The organism is Actinokineospora sp. HUAS TT18, assembly GCF_051364635.1.
Taxonomy (GTDB): Bacteria; Actinomycetota; Actinomycetes; order Mycobacteriales; family Pseudonocardiaceae; genus Actinokineospora.
The window spans coordinates 4,290,314-4,311,012 of the sequence record NZ_CP195645.1 but is presented as its reverse complement, the minus strand read 5'-3'; the positions used below and the strand labels follow the sequence as shown (position 1 = coordinate 4,311,012).

26 protein-coding genes are annotated in these 20,699 nt (G+C 69.4%); 14 read left to right on the top strand and 12 right to left on the bottom strand.

Annotated elements, in window-relative coordinates:
* The first annotated feature begins 5 nt into the window (after positions 1-5).
* Both ACSHT8_RS19410 and ACSHT8_RS19405 read left to right on the top strand, forming a co-directional pair.
* Positions 6-863, top strand: coding sequence for a bifunctional methylenetetrahydrofolate dehydrogenase/methenyltetrahydrofolate cyclohydrolase (locus ACSHT8_RS19410; protein ID WP_436492285.1), 858 nt, complete (start codon positions 6-8; stop codon positions 861-863).
* 52 nt (positions 864-915) lie between these two features.
* Positions 916-1,215, top strand: a complete 300-nt coding sequence (locus ACSHT8_RS19405) for a DUF3017 domain-containing protein (RefSeq protein WP_436492284.1) — start codon at positions 916-918, stop codon at positions 1,213-1,215.
* Here the strand turns inward: ACSHT8_RS19405 and ACSHT8_RS19400 are convergent, their stop codons facing one another.
* On the bottom strand, positions 1,216-2,004 hold the full coding sequence (locus ACSHT8_RS19400) for a helix-turn-helix domain-containing protein (protein ID WP_436492283.1): 789 nt from the start codon (positions 2,002-2,004) through the stop codon (positions 1,216-1,218).
* Between the two features lie 279 nt (positions 2,005-2,283).
* Here ACSHT8_RS19400 and ACSHT8_RS19395 point away from each other — a divergent pair, with 279 nt between their 5' ends.
* Positions 2,284-3,267 (top strand): malate dehydrogenase, encoded by a 984-nt coding sequence (locus ACSHT8_RS19395; protein WP_436492282.1) that lies wholly within the window; start codon positions 2,284-2,286, stop codon positions 3,265-3,267.
* A gap of 9 nt (positions 3,268-3,276) precedes the next feature.
* Here ACSHT8_RS19395 and ACSHT8_RS19390 read toward each other — a convergent pair whose 3' ends face one another.
* Complete coding sequence (locus tag ACSHT8_RS19390) at positions 3,277-4,035, bottom strand: class I SAM-dependent methyltransferase (protein ID WP_436492281.1); 759 nt, start codon at positions 4,033-4,035, stop codon at positions 3,277-3,279.
* Positions 4,036-4,203: 168 nt separating this feature from the next.
* Here ACSHT8_RS19390 and ACSHT8_RS19385 point away from each other — a divergent pair, with 168 nt between their 5' ends.
* Positions 4,204-4,608 carry an SsgA family sporulation/cell division regulator gene (locus ACSHT8_RS19385; protein WP_436492280.1) on the top strand — a complete coding sequence of 135 codons (405 nt, stop codon included), beginning with the start codon at positions 4,204-4,206 and terminating at the stop codon, positions 4,606-4,608.
* 52 nt (positions 4,609-4,660) lie between these two features.
* Here ACSHT8_RS19385 and ACSHT8_RS19380 read toward each other — a convergent pair whose 3' ends face one another.
* Genes ACSHT8_RS19380 through ACSHT8_RS19360 form a run of 5 tightly spaced genes read right to left on the bottom strand, consistent with a single transcriptional unit; the run spans position 4,661 to position 8,103 of the window.
* Positions 4,661-5,041 carry a bacteriophage spanin2 family protein gene (locus ACSHT8_RS19380; RefSeq protein WP_436492279.1) on the bottom strand — a complete coding sequence of 127 codons (381 nt, stop codon included), beginning with the start codon at positions 5,039-5,041 and terminating at the stop codon, positions 4,661-4,663.
* A 46-nt stretch (positions 5,042-5,087) separates the two neighbouring features.
* Entirely contained in the window at positions 5,088-5,276 is a 189-nt protein-coding gene (locus ACSHT8_RS19375; RefSeq protein ID WP_436492278.1) for a DUF1918 domain-containing protein, read from the bottom strand.
* 44 nt (positions 5,277-5,320) lie between these two features.
* Complete coding sequence (locus ACSHT8_RS19370; protein WP_436492277.1) at positions 5,321-6,673, bottom strand: serine/threonine-protein kinase; 1,353 nt, start codon at positions 6,671-6,673, stop codon at positions 5,321-5,323.
* Positions 6,674-6,690: 17 nt separating this feature from the next.
* On the bottom strand, positions 6,691-7,509 hold the full coding sequence (locus ACSHT8_RS19365) for a hypothetical protein (RefSeq protein WP_436492276.1): 819 nt from the start codon (positions 7,507-7,509) through the stop codon (positions 6,691-6,693).
* A 27-nt stretch (positions 7,510-7,536) separates the two neighbouring features.
* The gene (locus ACSHT8_RS19360) at positions 7,537-8,103 is read right to left on the bottom strand and encodes an HhH-GPD-type base excision DNA repair protein (RefSeq protein ID WP_436492275.1); all 567 of its coding nucleotides are present in this window, start codon (positions 8,101-8,103) and stop codon (positions 7,537-7,539) included.
* A gap of 95 nt (positions 8,104-8,198) precedes the next feature.
* Between ACSHT8_RS19360 and ACSHT8_RS19355 the strand changes: the two genes are divergently transcribed.
* The 3 genes from ACSHT8_RS19355 to ACSHT8_RS19345 all read left to right on the top strand — a co-directional run bounded on the left by ACSHT8_RS19355 (position 8,199) and on the right by ACSHT8_RS19345 (position 10,360).
* Entirely contained in the window at positions 8,199-9,248 is a 1,050-nt protein-coding gene (locus ACSHT8_RS19355) for a type IV toxin-antitoxin system AbiEi family antitoxin (RefSeq protein WP_436492274.1), read from the top strand.
* Positions 9,214-10,026, top strand: coding sequence for a nucleotidyl transferase AbiEii/AbiGii toxin family protein (locus ACSHT8_RS19350; protein ID WP_436492273.1), 813 nt, complete (start codon positions 9,214-9,216; stop codon positions 10,024-10,026). The genes ACSHT8_RS19355 and ACSHT8_RS19350 overlap by 35 nt, the downstream gene beginning before the upstream one ends.
* Positions 10,027-10,099: 73 nt before the next feature.
* The gene (locus tag ACSHT8_RS19345; RefSeq protein WP_436492271.1) at positions 10,100-10,360 is read left to right on the top strand and encodes a Prokaryotic metallothionein; all 261 of its coding nucleotides are present in this window, start codon (positions 10,100-10,102) and stop codon (positions 10,358-10,360) included.
* Here ACSHT8_RS19345 and ACSHT8_RS19340 read toward each other — a convergent pair.
* Positions 10,357-11,199, bottom strand: a complete 843-nt coding sequence (locus ACSHT8_RS19340; RefSeq protein WP_436492270.1) for a metal-dependent hydrolase — start codon at positions 11,197-11,199, stop codon at positions 10,357-10,359. The genes ACSHT8_RS19345 and ACSHT8_RS19340 overlap by 4 nt on opposite strands.
* Before the next feature lie 81 nt (positions 11,200-11,280).
* On the bottom strand, positions 11,281-11,727 hold the full coding sequence (locus ACSHT8_RS19335) for a hypothetical protein (protein ID WP_436492269.1): 447 nt from the start codon (positions 11,725-11,727) through the stop codon (positions 11,281-11,283).
* 159 nt (positions 11,728-11,886) lie between these two features.
* On the opposite strand from ACSHT8_RS19335, the gene ACSHT8_RS19330 reads away from it, so the two are divergent.
* The 5 genes from ACSHT8_RS19330 (at position 11,887) to ACSHT8_RS19310 (ending at position 15,641) form a co-directional block, all read left to right on the top strand.
* Positions 11,887-12,318, top strand: coding sequence for a hypothetical protein (locus tag ACSHT8_RS19330; RefSeq protein WP_436492268.1), 432 nt, complete (start codon positions 11,887-11,889; stop codon positions 12,316-12,318).
* A 41-nt stretch (positions 12,319-12,359) separates the two neighbouring features.
* Positions 12,360-12,926 (top strand): GNAT family N-acetyltransferase, encoded by a 567-nt coding sequence (locus tag ACSHT8_RS19325; RefSeq protein WP_436492267.1) that lies wholly within the window; start codon positions 12,360-12,362, stop codon positions 12,924-12,926.
* Between the two features lie 140 nt (positions 12,927-13,066).
* A complete protein-coding gene (locus tag ACSHT8_RS19320) occupies positions 13,067-14,287 on the top strand; it encodes an NADP-dependent isocitrate dehydrogenase (RefSeq protein ID WP_436492266.1) in 1,221 nt (406 codons plus the stop codon).
* 169 nt (positions 14,288-14,456) lie between these two features.
* Positions 14,457-14,765 (top strand): SH3 domain-containing protein, encoded by a 309-nt coding sequence (locus ACSHT8_RS19315; protein WP_436492265.1) that lies wholly within the window; start codon positions 14,457-14,459, stop codon positions 14,763-14,765.
* 75 nt (positions 14,766-14,840) lie between these two features.
* Complete coding sequence (locus tag ACSHT8_RS19310; RefSeq protein WP_436492264.1) at positions 14,841-15,641, top strand: exodeoxyribonuclease III; 801 nt, start codon at positions 14,841-14,843, stop codon at positions 15,639-15,641.
* Between the two features lie 3 nt (positions 15,642-15,644).
* On the opposite strand, the gene ACSHT8_RS19305 is transcribed toward ACSHT8_RS19310, so the two are convergent.
* Positions 15,645-15,998 (bottom strand): hypothetical protein, encoded by a 354-nt coding sequence (locus ACSHT8_RS19305; protein WP_436492263.1) that lies wholly within the window; start codon positions 15,996-15,998, stop codon positions 15,645-15,647.
* 264 nt (positions 15,999-16,262) lie between these two features.
* On the opposite strand from ACSHT8_RS19305, the gene ACSHT8_RS19300 reads away from it, so the two are divergent.
* Positions 16,263-16,544, top strand: a complete 282-nt coding sequence (locus ACSHT8_RS19300; protein WP_436492262.1) for a hypothetical protein — start codon at positions 16,263-16,265, stop codon at positions 16,542-16,544.
* A gap of 60 nt (positions 16,545-16,604) precedes the next feature.
* On the opposite strand, the gene ACSHT8_RS19295 is transcribed toward ACSHT8_RS19300, so the two are convergent.
* Both ACSHT8_RS19295 and ACSHT8_RS19290 read right to left on the bottom strand, forming a co-directional pair.
* Positions 16,605-17,735, bottom strand: a complete 1,131-nt coding sequence (locus tag ACSHT8_RS19295; protein ID WP_436502105.1) for an IS30 family transposase — start codon at positions 17,733-17,735, stop codon at positions 16,605-16,607.
* 174 nt (positions 17,736-17,909) lie between these two features.
* Entirely contained in the window at positions 17,910-19,439 is a 1,530-nt protein-coding gene (locus tag ACSHT8_RS19290; RefSeq protein ID WP_436492261.1) for a S8 family peptidase, read from the bottom strand.
* Positions 19,440-19,618: 179 nt separating this feature from the next.
* Here ACSHT8_RS19290 and trpS point away from each other — a divergent pair, with 179 nt between their 5' ends.
* Positions 19,619-20,668, top strand: coding sequence for a tryptophan--tRNA ligase (trpS, locus tag ACSHT8_RS19285; RefSeq protein WP_436492260.1), 1,050 nt, complete (start codon positions 19,619-19,621; stop codon positions 20,666-20,668).
* Positions 20,669-20,699 lie beyond the last annotated feature (31 nt).

Here is a 20,699-nt window from a genome sequence, read left to right as displayed (position 1 = left end):
GGCACGTGACCGCGACGATTCTTGACGGCAACGCCACCCGTGACGCCATCCTCGCCGAGCTGCGCGGCCGGGTCGAGGCCCTCGCCGAGCGCGGCGTGGTCCCCGGGCTGGGCACGGTGCTGGTCGGCGACGACCCCGGCTCCCAGTCCTATGTGCGCAGCAAGCACCGCACGTGCAAGAAGATCGGTCTCAACTCGATCCGCCGCGACCTCCCCGCCGAGACCACGCAGGCCGAGCTGGAAGCCGTCATCGACGAGCTGAACGCCAACCCGGACTGCACCGGCTACCTCATCCAGCTTCCGCTGCCCGGCCACCTCGACGCGGGCCGCGCGCTGCAGCGGGTCGACCCGAACAAGGACTCCGACGGCCTGCACCCGGTCAACCTGGGCAAGCTCGTCCTCGGCGACGAGGGCCCGCTGCCGTGCACCCCGGTCGGCATCGTGGAGCTGCTCCGCCGCTACGACATCCCGCTGGCCGGTGCCCGGGTCACCGTCGTCGGCCGCGGTGTCACCGTCGGCCGCCCGCTGGGCCTGCTGCTGACCCGCCGCAGCGAGAACGCCACGGTCACCCTGTGCCACACCGGCACCAAGGACCTCGCCGCCGAGGTGCGCCGCGCCGACATCGTCGTGGCCGCGGCGGGCAACGCGGGCCTGATCACCGCCGACATGATCAAGCCGGGTGCCGCCGTCCTCGACGTCGGCGTCACCCGCACCGACGCGGGCCTGGTCGGCGACGTGCACCCGGACGTGCGCGAGGTCGCGGGCTTCCTGGCCCCGATGCCCGGCGGCGTCGGCCCGATGACCATCGCGATGCTGATGAGCAACACGGTGGCCGCTGCCGAGCGAAACGCCGCAGCCCGATGACTGTCGCGCCGCTGATGAGCACCGTCGACGCCGCAGAGCGGGACCTGCCGGCGTGAGCGGCGGGCCGCGCACCGGCAAGCACCCCGCCCTGGTCCACCTGCCGTTCGGGCTGGTCATGGCGGTGGTGCTGGTCGGGCTCGTGCGGATCGCGCAGTACTACTGGCGCGAGGGCACGGTGTGGATCGGCCTGGCGCTCCTGCTCGCCGCGGGCCTGCGGGTGCTGCTGCGCGACGAGCAGGCGGGTCTCATCGCGATCCGCAGCCGCGCCATCGACGTGCTCGCCTACACCGCGTTCGGTGTGATGGTCATCGCCGTGGCCATGACCATCGAGGGCGGCCCGCTCTCGCGCTGATCAGGCGGGCGCCATCGTCAGGCTCTCGATCATGGTCATCGACTCGGCCTCGGACAGCGCGACGCTGAGCAGCTCGACCACGATCCGGTCGTAGACCTTCACCTCGGCGGGCTCCTCGACGATCATCGTCGAGGTCCGGTTCTCCAGCACCACCACGGCGCCGCGCTCGCGGAACTGCAGCCGCTGGAACGGCCCGCCGAGCCCGGGATGCCCGTGCGGCAGGTCCGGCACCACCCGGATCGTCACGTTCGGCTTGCGCCCGGCCTCGCCCAGGTAGCGAAGCTGCCCGCGCATGACGTCGCGACCGCCGACCGCCGCGCGCAGCGCCGACTCGGCCACGATCGCGAAGAACCGCGGCGAGTCCGCCCGGCGCAGCACGGCCTGGCGGCGCAGGCGGTGGGTGTACTGCTCCTCGACGCAGCCCTCGTCGATCATGCTCACCTCGCGCAGCGCGGCCTGCGCGTACGGGACGGTCTGCAGCAGCGCGGGGACGATGGCCTGCTCGTAGTCGACCAGCATCGTCGCCTTCGACTCCAGCACGCGCAGGGTGGCCGACTGCGCCCCGCCCATGCCGTCGACCAGGGCGAGCAGGTCGTCGCGGCGGGAACCCTGCACGCCGTAGACCTTCAGCAGCAGGTCGACGTCGGCGGCCTTCTGGGGTTTGCGGCCGTTCTCCATCCGGCTCAGCTTCGACGTGCTGATGCCCGTCTTGGCGGTCACCTCCGCCAGGCTCAGCCCCGCTCCCTCCCGATGCCCGCGCAGTTCCTCGCCGAGCAGTTCGATAACCATGTTCCGGTGTGGTTCCCTCCAGGCTGACGGCCGATGGCGTCATGATCGACCGCGCGGCGGGCCCGACGGCGCAGTTCAGGGGCCTGTCGGCGCAGAACCACCCGATGGGGACCACCGAGACCCTGCTCACCGCGCGCGGTCGTCGGGCCGGGGTGCTTGGTAGCCTGCCCGGTGCCGGGCGACGCTGCTGACAGGGCAGCCCTGCCGCGTGGACGCGCCCGTGAACCAGCGATCCCTTCCTTGGGACCGCAACATCAGCTATTCGGGAGGATCCGCCAAGTGGCACCCGTCAACGTCACCGTCACCGGCGCCGCCGGCCAGATCGGCTACGCCCTGCTGTTCCGCATCGCCTCCGGTCAGCTGCTGGGCGCCGACACCCAGGTCAACCTGCGGCTGCTGGAGATCCCGCAGGCCGTCAAGGCCGCCGAGGGCACCGCGATGGAGCTCGACGACTGCGCCTTCCCGCTGCTCAGCGGCATCGAGATCACCGACGACGCCAAGAAGGCGTTCGACGGCGTGAACGTCGCCCTGCTCGTCGGCGCGCGCCCGCGCGCGGCCGGTATGGAGCGCGGCGACCTGCTCTCGGCCAACGGTGGCATCTTCAAGCCGCAGGGCGAGGCCATCAACGCCGGTGCCGCCGACGACGTGCGCGTGCTGGTGGTCGGCAACCCGGCCAACACCAACGCCCTCATCGCCGCCTCGCACGCCCCGGACGTCCCGCGTGAGCGCTTCACCGCGATGACCCGCCTCGACCACAACCGCGCGATCTCGCAGCTCGCGGCCAAGCTGGGCGTGTCGGTCACCGACATCAAGAAGCTGACCATCTGGGGCAACCACTCGGCCACCCAGTACCCGGACCTCTTCAACGCCGAGGTCGGCGGCCGCAACGCCGCCGAGGCCGTCAACGACGAGGCCTGGCTCGCCGACACCTTCATCCCGACCGTGGCCAAGCGCGGCGCGGCGATCATCGAGGCCCGCGGCGCGTCGTCGGCCGCCTCGGCCGCGAACGCCGCCATCGACCACATCTACGACTGGGTCAACGGCACCGCCGAGGGCGACTGGACCTCGATGGCCATCCCGTCGGACGGCTCGTACGGCGTCCCCGAGGGCCTGATCTCGTCGTTCCCGGTGGTCTGCAAGGGCGGCTCGTACGAGATCGTCCAGGGCCTGGAGATCAACGACTTCTCCCGCCAGCGCATCGACGCCTCGGTCAACGAACTGGCCGAGGAGCGCGACGCGGTCAAGGCGCTCGGCCTGATCTGAGTTTCACCGCTAGTCGACAGGGCCTCGCTTCGGCGGGGCCCTGTCGTCGTCTCTGGCCGCGATGAACACGAACTCCCGTCCCGGCCGGTCCGGCGCGTCGCGGACTTCCTTGACGGTGTAGCCGTGGTCGGCCAGGTCGGCGGCGACTTCGTCCCGCTCGCGGAAGCGCAGCGTCGAGTCCGACGTGAGCACCTCGCCGTCCGGGAACACCCAGGTCCCGCGGAAGGTCACCAGCGGCAGGCTGACGTCGACCAGGTCGGTCCAGGTCTCCACCTCGCCGACCCCGGGCAGCGAGGTCACCTGGTGTGACGCGGACCGGTTCCACTCGTCCCACGCGCGGCGCGCGGGGTCGCGGGTCTCGAACACCAAATGCCCGCCCGGCCGCAGCGCGGTGTGGATGCCGTCCAGCGTCACCGCCCAATCGGCCTGGTCAGCGATGGCCTGTGCGACGTTGCCGGTCATGGTCGCGAGGTCTGCGCGCAGGTCGGGCAGGGCGCGGGCGTCGCCGTCGATCCAGCGGACGCGCTCGGCGCCCGGTTTGGCCATGGCGAACTCGAGTGAGGCGCGGGCGGGCTCGACGCCGGTCACGTCGATGCCCAGGTCGGCGAGCATCAGCGCGAAAACGCCGGTCCCGCTGCCGATGTCGAGCACCTTCCGGGCGCCGAACTCGCCCACGATCGCGGCGTAGACGTCGAGATCCGAGCGGTCCGGGTCGAGTGCGTCATAGACGGAGACCAGGCGGGGATGTTCGAAATGGGCGTCTGACATCGCACTGAGCGTAGGTCCAGGCCCTCACCGGCACGAGCCACTTTCGTGCGCTCGTCCCCCGATAGCGTGAATGTGCAGGTTGTGGCATCACAGACCGCCGCCGCTGACGTTTCCCTGCTGACGGGTTCGCACAACCACGAGCGGAAACCGGGAACAGGAGGCGACGAGATGACCACCAACGCGCAGCACACTGAGCAGCTCATCTCGCTGTACGGCGGCAGCACTCCGGTGCGCTCCCGGTGGACGTACCGGGCAAGCGAGCCGTTCACCATCACCGCGGCGTTCCAGACCGACCGGGACCGGTGGGTCGAGTGGATCTTCGCGCGCGATCTGCTGGTCGCCGGGCTCATCGGGCCGTCTGGCGAGGGTGACGTGCGGCTGAGTCCGGAGTTCTCCGGCGGCCGGTCGGTGATGGTGCTGGAGATCGAGTCGCCCGAGGGGCACGCGGTGCTGGAGATGGAGCACGACGCGGTCGAGCGGTTCCTCATGGCCACCACGAAGATCGTCCCGTTGGGCACGGAGAGCGATCACTTCGACGTCGATGCCCTGATCGAGGAAATCACGAACGTGTAATCCCGCGGTGAGACGGCCGCCTGTCCGCAATGGACAGGCGGCCGTCGGCGTTCTACAGGCAGGCCTGAGTGAGCGCGTTCACCGCGCCGACCTTCTCCTTGGCCCACGCGGCGACGTTCGCCGGGTCGATCGAGCCGGGGCCGAGCGCGCCGATCTTGTCGGACACGCCGTTGATGGCGTCCTTGAGCGTGGTGTCCCCGGTCTTCTCCGCCAGGGCGGACAGCTCCTGCGCGGTCTTCTCCGCGTCCTTCACCGCCTGCTCCGGGTTGGAGACGTCCGGGTAGAAGCCCGCGAGCTTCACCGCGTCGAGGCAGATGCCCGCCTTGTCGGTGGCCGCGTCGGCCGCGCCCGTGGCTTCGCGCACCTGCTCGCACGCGGTCAGACCAGCCGTCAGCGTCGCCGCGGCCAGGATGGTCGCCAGCCGAGTTCGCATGGTGCCCCCTTGATAGTCGAAGAGGGCCACAGGTTATCCAGTCCCGTCAGGGGGACTCGTGCTCGACCTCGCAGTCCGGGCCGGGGAAGACCAAACCCTGGTGCCCGTCGTCGAACTTGACCAGGTACGGCGGGGCGCCGTCGGCACCGCGCACCTCGACGATCTCACCCAGGGCATCCGCATTGCCGACTCTGCGACCGTGGACGTGTAGTCGGTCGCCTACCGCTGCTCGCATGGGGCCCACCTCCGCGCCCACCAGCGTAAGCGGGCGGGCGCGGGTCAGCCAGTGAAGACGCTGCGGGAGCTGGTTCCCTCGGCCGGACTCGCGATGCAGTACAGGTACGTGCGCCCCTGGCTGCCCGCGTCGGACGGGATGATGTCGATTTCCCAGCCCGCCGTGTCGGCGTCGGACTCCGTCCGCTCGCGCATGACGTCGGCCGAGCACGCCGCCTTCACGCCGGGCAGCTCGGCGATCTCACTGACGTTGCGCACGGCGTCCTCGTCGGACAGCCAGATCCCGCTGAACGCCTCGTTGTGGTGCGGGTCCGCGCACGGGATCGACCGGGCCTGCACGTCGCGGTCGCCGACGGTGACCAGTCCGCCGAAGCACGTGTCGGACACGCAGAAGCTGTCCTTGCCGCAGTCCGTCATCTTCGGTGGGACCGCGGTCGGCTCCTTCGCCGCGGTGTTCGCCGCCGCGGCGCTGTCCGGGGTGACCAATCCCCGCGCGACGAATCCGGCGGCGACCAGCGCCACCCCGGCCACCACGGCCGCGACGATCCGCCCCGCCCGCCGCTTCGGCGCCGCCACGATCCGGCGCGGCGGCAGCAGCCCGGTCAGCTCGTCGCGCAACTGCTCCGCGCTGAGCGTGCGCCGCCCGGAGTCGGCTTCGAGCGCCCCGAGCAGCGCCGAGTTGAGCCGCGGCGGCGCGTGCTCGATCGGCGCGACCGGCGCGCGCAGGGCGGCGACCAGCGAGTCGAGCGAGTCCGACGGCCACGGGATGTCGCGCGGGCGCCTGCCGCTGGCCAGCGTGTAGAGGGTGGCGCCGAGTGAATAGATGTCGCCCGCCCGACTCGGAGCGGCGTGCGCGAACACCTCGGGCGCGGCGAAGTTCGGGCTCAGCGCGCCGACCGTCACGGTGTGCTCGGCGTGCGCGTCGAGGATCGCGGCGAGCCCGAAATCGGCCAGCTTCACCGCGCCGAACGCGTTGACCAGGATGTTCGCAGGCTTGATGTCCCGGTGCAGGATCCCGGCGGCGTGCGCGTGGGCCAGCGCGTCGGCGAGCTGACCGCCCATCTCGATCACCCGGTCGACCGCGAGCACGCCCTCGCGCGCCTGCACGTCGGCCAGCGACCCGCCGGTGCACAGCTCCATGACGATGTACGGGCACCCGTCGGCGGTGACGCCCGCGTCGTAGACGTTGACCACGTTGGGATGGCCGGACAGCCGCGCCGCCGCCCGCGCCTCGCGGAGGAACCGCACCCGGTCGCGCTCGGTGGCCAGCACCCGGTTGTCGACCTTGACCGCGACATCGCGTTCGAGCCGGTCTTGGCGGGCGAGGAAGACGGTGCCGAACCCGCCTTGGCCGAGGGGACCCGCGAGCGTCAGGCCGGGGATGACGGGAGGCTGCACGCGGGGAAACCTACCCGTCAGGTGATCGACAGCGCCTTCGCCGTCGCGATGTCGACGAGCTGCCGGTCGGACAGCGGCAGCCCGTCGCGGGTGACCTTCTCGTGGGCCGGATCGCAGCCGCACAGGTCGAGCAAGAGGTAGGTGCCGTCGCTCCGGATGGCGGTGACGGCGGTGGTCTGGAAGCCGTCGTCCGAGTGATACAGCTGCACGCGCGTGCCGTCCGGCTGGTCGACCGCGTAGCAGCGCTCGGCCGCGCCGCACTCGGGCCGCGCCGGGTGGTTGTCGAGGCGGTCGACGTCGATGACCAGGGTCGCGCTGCCCCGGGCGTCGTGCAGGGTCGCGGTCATGCGGTAGGCGCCCTGCCGGATCTCGAACTCCAGCGGCGGCTCGTGCACGCCTTCGGCGTTGCCGTTCTTGACCGTCAGGCTGGCGGGCAGCGTGCCCGAGGCGCGCAAGCCGTCGCTGAGGCGGGCGGCCGTCGCCTCCGAACTGGAATCGAGGGGCGCCGCCATCCTCGGCGCGGCGGTGGTCGTCGTCGGTGTTGCCCGGTCGGCGGTGGTCGGGCGGGAGTTCACCACGCCCGCGGTGACCAGCCAGGCCGCCACGATCACGGTCACGAGGGCGACGACCCGGCGCCCGGTGAGGTGCTCGGCCCGGATGACCGGGGCCACGGCGACCAACAGGGTCGACACCGCGACCGCCACCCACCACAGGGAACTACCGCCGGCGGTGGCGAAGTTGATCGACACCGCCAGGGCGGTCCCGGCCACGGCGACCGCGAGCGCGCGCCAGAGACCGATCTTCGCTGAGCTCCGGGACTGATCCGTGCCCTTCACGCCGCGTGATCTTAGTTGGCGCGGGCCCTACTTCGCGGCGGCTTTGGCGGCTTTCTTGAACGCGCGGACCTCGGCGAGCGACTCCGCGCTGGTCACGTCGGCGATGGAGCGGAACGAGCCCTCGTCGCCGTACGCGCCCGCGGCCTCGCGCCACCCGGCGGGCCGCACGCCGCGCTGCTTGCCCAGCAGGGCAAGGAAGATGCGGGCCTTCTGGTCGCCGAACCCGGGCAGCGCCTTGAGGCGCTTGAGGACCTCTTTGCCGTCCGGGTCCCCGTCGGTCCAGATCCGCGCGGTGTCGCCTTCGTAGTGCTCGACGATGTGCTCGGCGAGCGCGTGCAAGCGCCTGCCCATGGACCCGGCGTACCGGTGGATCGCGGGCTTCTGGACGCACAGCTCCACGAAGGCGTCGAGGTCGGTCGCGGCGATCTTGGCGACGTCGAAGCCGTCCATCCGGTCGGCGAGCTTCTTCGGCCCGATGAACGCCGTCTCCATCGGCACCTGCTGGTCGAGGAGCATGCCCGTCAGCAGGGCGAACGGGTCGGTGGTGAGGAGGCGGTCCGCCTCGGCGTCGCCGGTCAGGCGCAGGTCAGGCATGTTGGGATTCTTCCACGCCGCGTTCAACCCGGGGCTCTGAGCGATGCTGAGCTGCGAGAACTTGCGTCGAACCGGCTTGCGTTCAAAATTGATGCATGTTCAGCGAAAATGAACATGGCGAAATTCTGAACGAACACGCCGAGCTGGCCGAGCTGCGGGACTGGCTGCGCGTGGTCGGCCTCAAGATCGACATGACATCGGGGAAGCGCGCCGCCGACCGGGAAGTCGACGTGATCGCCCGCGTCAGCCGAGCATCAGGCGCGGCCCAGACCTACGCCATCGAGATCAAGCGGACCGTGCCCGCCGAACTCGCCACGGCACTCCACCCGCACGCATCGCTCCCCACTTTAGTGGTCGCCCGCACGATCACCGAACAAGCCGCGGGCCTGCTGCGCGAGCGGGGAATCGACTACATCGATGAGGCGGGCAACGCGCACATCGCTTGGGGCGACGTGCTCATCGACATCCGGGGCCGCCGCAAAGCGGGCGGGCGCACCAGCGGTTCGACATCACTGGGGAGCAAGGCGTTCGGCCGCGCGGGGCTGCAGGTCGGGTTCGTCGTGCTCAGCTGGCCGACCATGGCCGCGGAGCCGCTGCGTGGGCTCGCGAGCGCGGCCGGAGTCTCGCTCGGCACGGCCCAGGCGGTCGTCGACGACCTGGTCAAAGCGGGCTACTTGTACGACGTGGCGGGCGAACGCAGGTTGGGACGAGCGGGGGAACTGCTCAACCGTTGGTCGGAGGCCTACTCGACCAGGCTCTCGCCCGCGCTGTCCCTGGGGGACTTCGAGGTCCCCGACATCGCCTGGTGGCGGGAGTCGGCGGACGAGTTGACGCGGTCGAACGTCCAGTTGGGCGGCGAGGCGGGCGCGAGCATCCTCGACCCGCATCTCACCCCGGCCACCCTCACCTTCTATGCGGAAGAGCTACCTCGTTCGCTCATAGCCAGGCATCGAATGATGCGCGCGGAACGGGCCGGAAACATCCACGTACGACGACGGTTCTGGACGATGGCGGGGCAGTCGTGGGTCGTGCCACCCGCGTTGATCTACGCTGATCTGCTCGCCTCCGGCGACCCTCGTCAACGTGAACACGCGGACAGGATCAGAATCAGTGACGATCGACTTGCGGGCCTCGACCGACTATGAGGCCCTGCGGGCCGCCAAGGTGCTGGCCTGGATTGATGACGCGGCGGACGAAGCGCGGGTTCAGTACCTGGTCGTGGGGGCGACCGCGCGCTCTCTGATCTCAATCGACCTGCTGGGCACGAGTCCCCAACGTCGGACAAGTGACATCGACATCGCGGCCGAAGTCGCATCCTGGGACGAATTCGGAAACCTGGTACGGAAACTGGTCAGGCACGGCCGTAGTGCGCACAAGTTCATCGTCGAGGGGACCGAGGTCGATGTAGTGCCCTACGGCGGCATCGAACTGGCGGACCGGACGATCGTATGGCCAGACGACCACGCTATGAGCGTCCTCGGCTTTCGCGAAGCGGTCGATTCGGCACAGACGGTGCTCCTGCCGGACGGGATCTCGATCAAGGTTCCGGCGATCCCGGCTCTCGTGCTTCTGAAGCTCTTCGCTTGGCGAGATCGCCATCGCGACGACACTCGCGACGCCCTCGATTTGGCGACGATGATCGAGTGGTATTCGTCCGGGAAGTACCTCGATCGGCTCTACGAAGAGGACTTCGACGCGCTCGAGAAGTTCGACTACGACCCGCAGCAGGCAGGAGCGTGGCTCCCGGGGTCGCAGATACCGAGTCTGCTCGATGACTCGGGTGTGGCCGAGTTGCTGCGCGTTCTGGACGACCAAGACCTGATGGGGCGGTTGGTGAACGCCATGGGCACGTCTCGCCCGGAGCTAATGGTCCGGACGATGAGCCAAGGCGTTCGCGACGCTGCCGACGAGGTCGCCAGGTAGCACCGGTTCGGGTTGCCGCCACACCCGGGTGGGTTCAGGCTGCAAGGGTCACGACGGACCAGGGAGTGGGCGGATGGCGGTTTGCGACACCTGCGGCAACGACTACTGGATGGCGTTCGAGGTGCACACGGTCAGCGGCCAGGTGCACACCTTCGACAGCTTCGAGTGCGCGATCACCAAGCTGGCGCCCGTGTGTGAGCACTGCCGCTGCCGCATCCTCGGCCACGGCGTGGAGGTCGAGGGGCGGTTCTTCTGCTGCGCCCACTGTGCCCACAGCGCCGACGCCGAGCTCGGTTCGCAGATCCGCGACGCGGTGGGGGCGCACCCGGGCTAGGTCCAGAACTTCCAGTCGGGCAGGTCGATCAGGTTCCACGGCGTCATGTTGACGCCGTCGAGCATCGGCAGCGCGCCCGCGCGGTGCAGGGCAATGGCCGACGCCCATACCGCGACCAGGGTGACCAGCGGGCCGACGAGTGCCATCTCGACCCGGCCGCCCGTGCGCATGCGGAGGAACTTCGGCGGCGCAACGGGGAACCACGTGCGCCACGCGATGGGGACCGGCCACAGGATCGGGCAGCCCTGCTCGGTGATCGCGTCCCCCAGGTAGTGCGCGATGCAGCCGATGCCGACCGCCACCCCGCAGGCGGCGGCGTCGGCCGAGGTCTGGTCTGTCCACTTCAGACACGCGTAGGTCAGCATGATCGCCGTGCCGGTGATCCACAGCGCGTCGTTGCGGGGACACCACTTGTGCATGATCCCGCGCACGGCCAGGCCGCTGAAGAAGAACATCAGCACCGGCAGCGCCCACGAGCGGCTGGTCTGGATCGTGGCCGTGGTGATCACGGCGGCGAACGCGGCGAAGACGAGGGTGTGGGTGAAGCCGCGGTGGCCGCCGTCGCGGTCGCTGTCGCGGCTGGTCCGGGTGACCTGGTAGATCCCGTGGCTGACCGCGTTGATCAGCTTCGACCCGGCCGCGGTCACCTGGCCGAACGTGCTCGACACCGTCGACTCAGGGTGGTCGAGGTCGGGCAGCAGCGCCGCCCCGGTGGCCAGCACGGCGCCCACCAGCCACCCCTTGATCGACAGGGTGCCTAACGCGGTGTCGGCGGCGATGGCGGTGACGGCCGCCCAGGCCGCCAGGCCGCTCATCGCGTGGGTGGGTCCAGTGGCCATGGCGGTATTCGATCACGCGCGCCACCCGCCCCGGCGCGGAACCGCGCGGCTGGGGCCGTGTCGCCCCAGCCGCGCGAAGGGTCAGCAGACCTGGGCGGTCGTCGCGGTGTAGGAGCCGCCCGAGGTCAGGTCCAGGCCACCCCACCCGCGCGTGCAGGTGCCGGTGGTGGCGACGGGGGTGGACACGAGCGCGCGGGTGGGTCGCGCGGCGCTGCGGAAGCCGATCGCCGAGGTGGCGCCGGGGGTGAGGATGCCCGCCTTGACGTGGTAGCCCTTGCCGGTGTCGAAGAAGCTCTGCCACACGTACGCGTAGGTCCAGTTCCTCGGGGCGCCGTTGCACACGCCGTAGTACTGCTTGATGCTCGCCACGGTCGCGCCCGCGCTGTTCTTGGCGTACGCGGTCGCACCCAGCTGGCGGGCGCCGGTGCACCCGCTCGGGACGATGTCGGCGGCCTGGGCGGGGCCTGCGAGGCCCAGGACGGCGGCGGCGGTCAAGCCGGCGGCGGCCAGCATCGAACGGAACTTCATATGAGTACCCCTCAGATGAATCGGTGGTGCCCGCAGTGTCACGGGAGCCTCAGCTTTGCAGATTCGCAGGTCAAAATCCGCGAACTCGGCTAAAACAAGAAATCCTCACTGTTGGCGTGGCTAACATCCGATGTTGTCAGCGATCAACTTGGAGGTCCAGTGAAGTCGGTTGTGTCCGCGGTCGTCGGTGCCGCAGTGGTTGCCAGCTCGTTCGTGCTCGCCGCACCCGTCGCGAGCGCGGACGCGAACACCCCCGTCTACTCGTCCTGCGCGGGCACGCGCAAGATCAACCACCCGATCAAGAACGCGGGCGGAACGACGATCGCCCACGTCGAGGTGTACTACAGCTCGGCCAGTAACGGCACGAACTGCGCGATCGTGCGCCACGCGGGGCCGTTAGTGGGGGTCGCGACCATGACCTACGTCAGCCTGGAGTTCTCCACCGGAACCCAGGGCACCGTCTACGACTTCGGCAACTACGAGTACTTCGCGGGCGCGATCCGCAAGTACGGCACCAACAACCGCTGCGTGAACATCGGCTACCAGATTTCGAGCTACTCCGGGAAGCTCTGGAACAAGCTCTGCGACTGACATGGCGGACTCGGGTCGCGGCACCGGCTACTCTCGGCCAGGTGCCGCGCCCCACCCTTCCCATCAGGACCCGACGCCTCGTCCTGCGCCCGTACACCATGGACGACCTGGACGCGCTGCACGCGATCCGGTCGCGCGAGGACGTCACCAAGTACCTCTACTGGGAGCCCCAGACCCGCGAGGAGACCGAGAAGGCCCTCAGCGGCTGGCTCGCCTCGACATCCCTCGACAACGAGGGCGACGTCCTCCGGCTGGCCGTCACCCTCGCCGACACCGGCGAGCTGATCGGCGACGTGCTGCTGATCTGGACCAGCGAGCAGCACCAGGGCGGCGAGATCGGCTACATCTTCCACCCCGACCACGGCGGCAAGGGCTACGCCGGTGAGGCCGCGGTCGAGATGCTCAAGGTCGGGTTCGACCAGCTCGGCCTGCACCGGATCATCGGCAGGCTCGACGCGGACAACCGCGCGTCGGGGCGGCTGCTGGAGCGGCTCGGCATGCGGTTCGAGGCCCGGTTCAGGGAGAACGAGTTCGTCAAGGGCCAATGGACCGACGAAGCGGTCTACGCGATGCTCGCCGACGAATGGCGCGAACTGACCGAGTCCTAGGGTTGTGGGGTTGGGGTCGCGCGAGTTCGAGTGAGCTGACCGAGTCCTAGGGTGACTGTGCACACACGCGAACGACGCGCGGCCGGTTACCAGTACGCTTGTACCGTTTGAAGGCGAAGGCGAGAGGAGCACCGCGGCTCATGACCAAGATCAAGGTCCAGGGGAAGGTCGTCGAACTCGACGGCGACGAGATGACCCGCATCATCTGGCAGTTCATCAAGGACAAGCTGATCCACCCCTATCTGGACGTGGACCTGGAGTACTACGACCTGGGCATCGAGCACCGCGACGCCACCGACGACCAGGTCACCATCGACGCCGCCAACGCCATCAAGCAGCACGGCGTCGGCGTCAAGTGCGCCACCATCACCCCGGACGAGGCGCGGGTCGAGGAGTTCGGCCTCAAGAAGATGTGGGTCTCGCCCAACGGCACGATCCGCAACATCCTCGGCGGCGTGGTGTTCCGCGAGCCGATCATCATCTCCAACATCCCGCGCCTGGTGCCGGGCTGGACCAAGCCGATCATCATCGGCCGTCACGCCCACGGCGACCAGTACAAGGCGACCAACTTCAAGGTCCCCGGCGCCGGTGAGCTGACCATCACCTTCACCCCCGCGGACGGCTCCGAGCCGATCCAGCACGTCGTGGCCAACTACGGCCCCGACGGCGGCGTGGCGATGGGCATGTACAACTTCAACAAGTCCATCGAGGACTTCGCGCGCGCGTCCTTCGCCTACGGCCTGAACCGGGACTACCCGGTCTACATGTCGACGAAGAACACGATCCTCAAGGCCTACGACGGTGCCTTCAAGGACATCTTCCAGCACATCTTCGACACCGAGTTCAAGGCCGACTTCGATGCCAAGGGCCTGACCTACGAGCACCGCCTGATCGACGACATGGTCGCCGCGGCGATGAAGTGGGAGGGCGGCTACGTCTGGGCCTGCAAGAACTACGACGGTGACGTGCAGTCTGACACCGTGGCGCAGGGCTTCGGCTCGCTGGGCCTGATGACGTCGGTGCTGATGACCCCGGACGGCAAGACCGTCGAGGCCGAGGCCGCGCACGGCACGGTCACCCGGCACTACCGCCAGCACCAGGCGGGCAAGCCGACCTCGACCAACCCGATCGCGTCGATCTTCGCCTGGACCGGTGGCCTCAAGCACCGCGGCAAGCTCGACAGCACCCCCGAGGTCACCGGCTTCGCCGAGACCCTGGAGCAGGTCATCATCGAGACCGTCGAGAGCGGCCGGATGACCAAGGACCTCGCCGCGCTGGTCGGCCCGGAGCAGGAGTGGCAGACCACCGAGGACTTCCTCGGCACGCTCGACGAGAACCTCCAGAAGAAGATGGCTGGCTGACACTCGTCCGGGAAGCCCCTCGCCCTGTGGCGGGGGGCTTCTCGCTGTCCGCGTCACGCTCCGTCATGATCATTGGCTCCGACGGGTGTTTCCGCCGACGATCACTGGCGCGACCGCCATGGCGTACGGGACCGTGGACACAGGAGTACCGCGACAAGGAGCGTGCCCAGTGCTGCTCGTGCCCAAGACAGTGCTCATCGGCGGTGCCGTCGTCGCCGTGGCCTATCTCTACTCGGTCGGCGGGGAGGCCAACGGCAGCTCGCCGACCAGCGGCGAGGCCAAGTGCCGCGTTTCGGTCACCGCCGACGTGCTCAACGTCCGCTCGGCGCCGGACATCAACGCGGGCGTCGTCGGCAAGTTCAAGCAGGGCGCCGAGACCGACGCCGACACCGCGGTGCAGAACGGCTTCCGCAAGATCGGCGCCGACCGCTGGGCCTCGGCCGAGTTCCTCAAGGCGCTGCCGGGCCACACCTGCTGATCCGGTGTCGACGGATGCCAGGCCGCCCGGCCGGTTGATCCCTTGGCCCGAGTCCGTGCTGATTAGAGTGTGCGGGTGCTGACGGTTACCACGATCAACGTCAACGGCCTGCGCGCCGCGGCCAAGAAGGGCTTCGTCGAGTGGCTGGCGGCGACGCCCGCCGACTTCGTGTGCCTCCAAGAGGTTCGCGCCACCGCGGACGATCTGCCCGCCGAGCTGGCCGCGCCGCCGGGATGGCACACGGTGCACGCGGACTCGACGATCCTCAAGGGCCGCAATGGTGTGGCGATCTACGCCCGCCAGGAGCCGACCAGCGTCCGCGTCGGCCACGGCGTCCCGGAGTTCGAGGCCAGCGGCCGCTACGTCGAGGCGTGGTTCCCCGGCCTCGTGGTGGGCAGCGTGTACCTGCCGAGCGGCGACGTGGGCACCCTGCGGCAGGAGCAGAAGGAGCGCTTCATGGCCACCTTCCTGCCCTACCTGACCGAACTGCGCGAGAAGGCCGCCGCGAGCGGCTGCGAGGTCGTGGTGTGCGGCGACTGGAACATCGCCCACCAGGAGATCGACCTGAAGGCGTGGAAGGCCAACCGGAAGAACGCGGGCTTCACCCCGGGCGAGCGGGCGTGGATGGGCCAGGTGTTCACCGAGTACCGCGACGTGCAGCGGATGCTGGAGCCGGAGGGGCCAGGGCCGTACACGTGGTGGTCCTACCGGGGGAAGGCGTTCGACAACGACTCCGGCTGGCGCATCGACTACCAGGTGGCCACCCCCGGCCTGGCGTCGCGCGCGGTCTCGGTGACGGTGGAGCGGGCGGCGAGCTATGACGAGCGCTGGTCCGACCACGCACCCGTCACAGCCGTCTACGACTGGACCGCCTAGCCGTCAGTGGCGCAGCATGACGGCTGCCATCGCGGGGAGCATCAGGACGTGGCCCGCCACCATCACCGCGTCCCCGGAGATCCAGCCCGCCCAGTAGGGCGGGAACAGGATCAGGAACGGCACGTACATCGCCGCGTCCATCCACGCGATCGACGTCCACGAGTGGCCGCGGACGGCCATCCACGCGGTCATCCCGATGGCCATCGTGGTGGCCATCAGCATCGCCCCCCACTCCACGCCGGGATCGGGGAACAACAGCATCGACACCGGCATCAGCACCAGCATGCCGACGATCATCGCGGCGACCATCTCGCCGTAGTGGAGCCAGAACTTCCTGGACGTGAGCGTCGTGAGCATCCATACCTCCCTGGGGTATCTCCCACGCTAGGGCGGCGGGCGCCGGGTCGGCCAGGACAGGCAACCCTCGGATTCGGACACGCGGGCCAGTGATCGACTACCCCCTCGAAGTGAGCCGTCCGCCGACGGCTACGCTCGCTGGCGACAACCGATAGTGCGGTTTTGGGGACGCAGGGTTGACACACTCGGTAGCTTTTTCATGGTCCACGCAGTGTGCTTAGTCCAATCGAGGGACGGTACAACGGTGTCAGGCGGTGTCAGGTCGTGAACGCGGAGACTCTGCGCAGTCATGCGCGGCGGGTCGCGGTGGTCGGGGCGCTCGCATCCGCGCAGGTCGTGTGGTCGACGCAGGCGGCCGCGGCGCAGACGATGACGGAGAGCGCGGGAGCGGGCGGACTGACCGACCCGGTCGGGATCGTCGCGGTCGTGGTCGGAGTCGTCGGAGTCGTCGTGGGACTGGTCCGCAGGCGCAAGGTCGCCAAGGCCCCGCAGGTTCCCCTGCCCGGGCCGCGACAGCCGGTCCGCGCGACCGTCAGCCAGGACTGAGAACGTACGAAGGCCCCGCAGGAGATCGGCGCTTTCAAGGGGTCGTTGCAACAGAAGTGATCAACTGGCTTCGGCCAGAAGCTTAGCGAGACGCTCGGCTGGGGTTTCCCAGCCGAGCGTTTTGCGTGGGCGGCCGTTGAGTCTGGCGGCGATCATGTTGAGGTGTTCGGGGCCGTGGACCGACAGGTCGGTGCCCTTGGGGAAGTACTGGCGCAGCAAGCCGTTGGTGTTCTCGTTGGAGCCGCGTTGCCAGGGTGAATGCGGGTCACAGAAGTAGACCGGCAGGCCGGCGGCGGTGCTGAACTGGTGGTGCAACGCCATTTCACTGCCCTGGTCCCAGGTCAGAGACCGTTTCAGCTCGGCGGGCAGCGTCGCGATGGTGTCGGCCAGGGCGTCGCGGACGGTCTCGGCGGTCCGGTCCGCGGGCAGGTGCACGAGCAGCACGTAGCGGGTGGAGCGTTCGACCAGGGTGCCGATCTGGGACTTCTGGTCCTTGCCGATGATCAGATCGCCTTCCCAATGACCTGGAACCGCCCGATCCTCGGCGTCGGCGGGGCGTTCGCTGATCATCACCATCGGCGCGGTGAAGCGGGGCGTGCGCTGATCAGGCCTGGTCTGGGGCTTGCGATAGGTGCGGCCGGTGCGCAAGGCCCGCGTCAGCTCGCGTCGCAGCTCACCCCGGCCCTGGACATACAGGGCCTGGTAGATCGTCTCGTGCGACACCCGCATCTCCGGCCGGTCGGGAAACTCCCGCCGCAGGCTACGACTGATCTGCTCCGGGCTCCATTCCAGCCCCAGCCGCCCTTCGACCACCTCACGCAACTCCTGGCAGGCGGCCAGTTTCCCGCCCTTCGGACGAGCCCGCCGCGCATCGGCACGAGCCTGCGCGGCATGCGGTCGATAATCGCCACTGACCTGGTGGGAGTTGCGTTTGAGCTCCCGGCTGATCGTCGAGACCGGACGGTCCAGCTCCGCCGCGATCGCCCGCATTGTGGCCCTCGCCCGCCGCAAATCGGCGATCACGATCCGCTCGTCCTCGGTCAGGAAACGAGACGAGGTCCCGCCCACCCGCGCTGTCTTGCGCGCCGGCGGACGGGACCTCTTCACACGACCTTCCGGCCGCCCATGACGCCACTCACGCCCGGTCCGCTCGTTGACTCCCACGACCCGGCACGCCTGAGTGTTGCTCATCCCCTGATCCATCAGGGAAAGGTAAAGCTCCCGCTCACGGGCCAACTTCTTCCCGCCCTGCGGCCCCCGGTCGATCCGGATCTCAAAGTCCACCGCAACCCCTCAACTCAGGTGTTGCAACGACCTCTTGAACCCAAGGATCTCCTGCGGGGCCTTCCTCTTACCCGGTGGGTCTTACTTGACCGCGTCGAGCGCGTCGATCAGGCCCGCGCCGTAGAAGCCGCGGCCGGTGACGCCGCCCTCGCAGGTCGCCGTCCAGTTGCCGGTGCCGTCCGGGTCGTACGTGCCCGCGGGGCACGCCTGGCGGTCGGCGTCCTGGGCCAGGGCGTTGATGACGCGCTGGGCCTTCCAGTCCGGGTGCGCCGAGCGGATCAGCGCGACGACGCCCGCGGCGTGCGGGGAGGCCATCGAGGTGCCCTGCTTGTAGCCCCACTTGCCGTTGACCACGGTCGACAGGATGCGGCCGTTGGCGTCGGGGGTGGCCGGGATCTGCATGCGGTCGCCGCCGGGCGCGGCCACCTCGGTCTCGGTCTTGCCGTAGTTCGAGAAGTACGACTTGAGACCCTTCACGCCGACCGACGAGACGCCGACGACGCCGTGGACCTCGGCCGGGAGCTTCGTGCAGGACTCACCGGTGAGCCGCTCGACCGGGGTGCCGTTGTTCGGGCTGCCCGAGTCGACGATGTCGTGCGACAGGTCCCAGTTGCTGTTGCCGAGCGCGGCGACGTTGACCACGTCGTTGCGGTTGGCGTACTGGATGGCGCGGCTGACGGCCTCGGCGACGGCCTTCTGGTCGGCGTCGTCCTTGCACCACAGGTACCACGGGTCGACGAAGTACGAGTTGTTCGTGACGTGCACGCCGTGCTCGGCGGCCCAGATGAACCCGCAGATCGCGTACTCGGGCCAGATGTAGCCGTCGTCGTTGACGACCTTGATCGAGGCCAGCTTGACGCCCGGCGCCACGCCGACGATGCCGACGCCGTTGCGCGCCGCGGCGATCGAGCCCGCGACGTGGGTGCCGTGGTCGCTGGTGGTCGGCGACCACGCGGCCGGGGAGGTGTCCGGCACACCCTGGTTGGTGCAGCCGACCGACTTCGACGCGTCGACGTTGGCGGCGAGGTCGGGGTGGGTGGCCTCGATGCCGGAGTCGAGCACGCCGACGACGACGTCCGAGCTGCCCTCGTTGATCGCGTGCGCCTGGTCGGCCTTGATCATCTTGAGGTCCCACTGGTTCGCCGACAGCGGCTCCGGGGCGCCGACGGCACCCTGCGGGCTGTCGACGACCTGCTCGGTGTCCTCCAGCGCGCGCTGCGTGGACGACGACCGCGTCTGCGCCGAGTCGGCGGACTGCGCCGACAGGGCCGCAGGCGGGGCGGCCAGCTCGGCGAGGTTCTGCGTGGCGCCCGCGCCGGTCACGCCGGGCTTGCTCCGCACGACCTTGGCGAAGTCGGGGTCGGCCGACGTGGCGACGACGACGCCGATCTGGGGCCAGCTCTTGACGATGGTGCCGCCGGACGCGGTGACCGCGGCCTCGGCCTTCTCGAAGCCGCGGCCTTGGGCGCCGAGCACGACGAAGTGCGCGGCGGGACCGTCGGCGGCGACCGGGGCCGCGGTCGCGGACTGGGTCGCGGCGACGGTGAGTCCGGTGACGGCGGCGATCACCACCGCTCCGCCGAGGACGCGGAGCCGGGATCGACTGAACACGGAGAACCTCCAGAGGGTGACTGTTGCGAGCGGACGGCACGCCGATCAGGCGATCGCCACCCGGTCCGCAGAACTTGTCATCACCGCACCCTATGGGCAATCCACCGGATGGCGCAGTGCGTCAACCCTCGCCCCAACCCGGCACGACCCGGCCTAACCAGGACTGGGACAATCGGCACGTGTCGATCGAGCAGAGTTCCGTCGGGCAGAGCACCGCCCCAGCGCCCAAGCCGCGTGTGCTGTCGGGCATCCAGCCGACCGCCGACTCCTTCCACCTGGGCAACTACCTCGGCGCCGTGCGCCAGTGGGTGGCGCTGCAGGAGACTCACGACGCGTTCTACTTCATCGCCGACCTGCACGCGATCACCGTCGAGCACGAGCCGAAGCTGCTGCGCAAGCGCACTCGGGTGTCGGTGGCCCAGCTGCTCGCACTCGGCCTCGACCCGGACCGGGCCACCGTGTTCGTGCAGAGCCAGATCCCCGAGCACGCCGAGATGGGCTGGGTCATGCAGTGCCTGACCGGCTTCGGCGAGGCGGGCCGGATGACGCAGTTCAAGGACAAGTCGGCCAAGCAGACCGCCGACCGGGTCAGCGTCGGCCTGTTCACCTACCCGATCCTGCAGGCCGCCGACATCCTGGTCTACCGGCCGCAGTATGTCCCGGTCGGCGAGGACCAGCGCCAGCACCTCGAGCTGACCCGCGACCTCGCGCAGCGGTTCAACTCCCGCTTCGGCAAGACGTTCATGCCGCCGGAGGCCTACATCCTCAAGGACACGGCCAAGATCTACGACCTGCAGGAACCCGGCGCGAAGATGAGCAAGTCGGCGTCGACCCCGGCCGGGATCATCGATCTGCTCGACGACCCGAAGGTCTCGGCGAAGAAGATCCGCTCCGCGGTCACCGACACCGGCCGCGAGGTCGTCTTCGACCCGGAGAACAAGCCGGGCGTCAGCAACCTGCTCAGCATCTACTCCGCCCTCACCGGGCAGACGATCGCCGAACTCCAGGCCGCCTACGACGGCAAGGGCTACGGCGACCTGAAGAAGGACCTCGGCGACGTCGTAGCCGACTTCGTCACCCCGGTCCGCGACCAGGTGAAGTCCTATTTGGACGACCCGGCCGAGCTGGACAAGGTGTTGGCCCGCGGCGCCGAGCGGGCCCGCGAGGTCGCGTCGGCGACGCTGGCCAGGGTCTACGACAAGATCGGGTTCCTGCTTCCGTCGAAGTAGCCATGCGGGACCGACCAGGCGGCAATAGGCT

Excerpts from the sequence above, each read along its gene's own strand:
- ACSHT8_RS19355 (WP_436492274.1), top strand. The coding sequence starts at position 8,199 with ATGTTCAGCGAAAATGAACATGGCGAAATTCTGAACGAACACGCCGAG.
- ACSHT8_RS19390 (WP_436492281.1), bottom strand. The coding sequence starts at position 4,035 with ATGTCAGACGCCCATTTCGAACATCCCCGCCTGGTCTCCGTCTATGAC.
- ACSHT8_RS19305 (WP_436492263.1), bottom strand. The coding sequence starts at position 15,998 with ATGCTCACGACGCTCACGTCCAGGAAGTTCTGGCTCCACTACGGCGAG.
- ACSHT8_RS19375 (WP_436492278.1), bottom strand. The coding sequence starts at position 5,276 with ATGCGAGCAGCGGTAGGCGACCGACTACACGTCCACGGTCGCAGAGTC.
- ACSHT8_RS19295 (WP_436502105.1), bottom strand. The coding sequence starts at position 17,735 with ATGAGCAACACTCAGGCGTGCCGGGTCGTGGGAGTCAACGAGCGGACC.
- ACSHT8_RS19360 (WP_436492275.1), bottom strand. The coding sequence starts at position 8,103 with ATGCCTGACCTGCGCCTGACCGGCGACGCCGAGGCGGACCGCCTCCTC.
- ACSHT8_RS19345 (WP_436492271.1), top strand. The coding sequence starts at position 10,100 with ATGGCGGTTTGCGACACCTGCGGCAACGACTACTGGATGGCGTTCGAG.
- ACSHT8_RS19380 (WP_436492279.1), bottom strand. The coding sequence starts at position 5,041 with ATGCGAACTCGGCTGGCGACCATCCTGGCCGCGGCGACGCTGACGGCT.
- ACSHT8_RS19385 (WP_436492280.1), top strand. The coding sequence starts at position 4,204 with ATGACCACCAACGCGCAGCACACTGAGCAGCTCATCTCGCTGTACGGC.
- ACSHT8_RS19335 (WP_436492269.1), bottom strand. The coding sequence starts at position 11,727 with ATGAAGTTCCGTTCGATGCTGGCCGCCGCCGGCTTGACCGCCGCCGCC.
- ACSHT8_RS19400 (WP_436492283.1), bottom strand. The coding sequence starts at position 2,004 with ATGGTTATCGAACTGCTCGGCGAGGAACTGCGCGGGCATCGGGAGGGA.
- ACSHT8_RS19340 (WP_436492270.1), bottom strand. The coding sequence starts at position 11,199 with ATGGCCACTGGACCCACCCACGCGATGAGCGGCCTGGCGGCCTGGGCG.
- ACSHT8_RS19320 (WP_436492266.1), top strand. The coding sequence starts at position 13,067 with ATGACCAAGATCAAGGTCCAGGGGAAGGTCGTCGAACTCGACGGCGAC.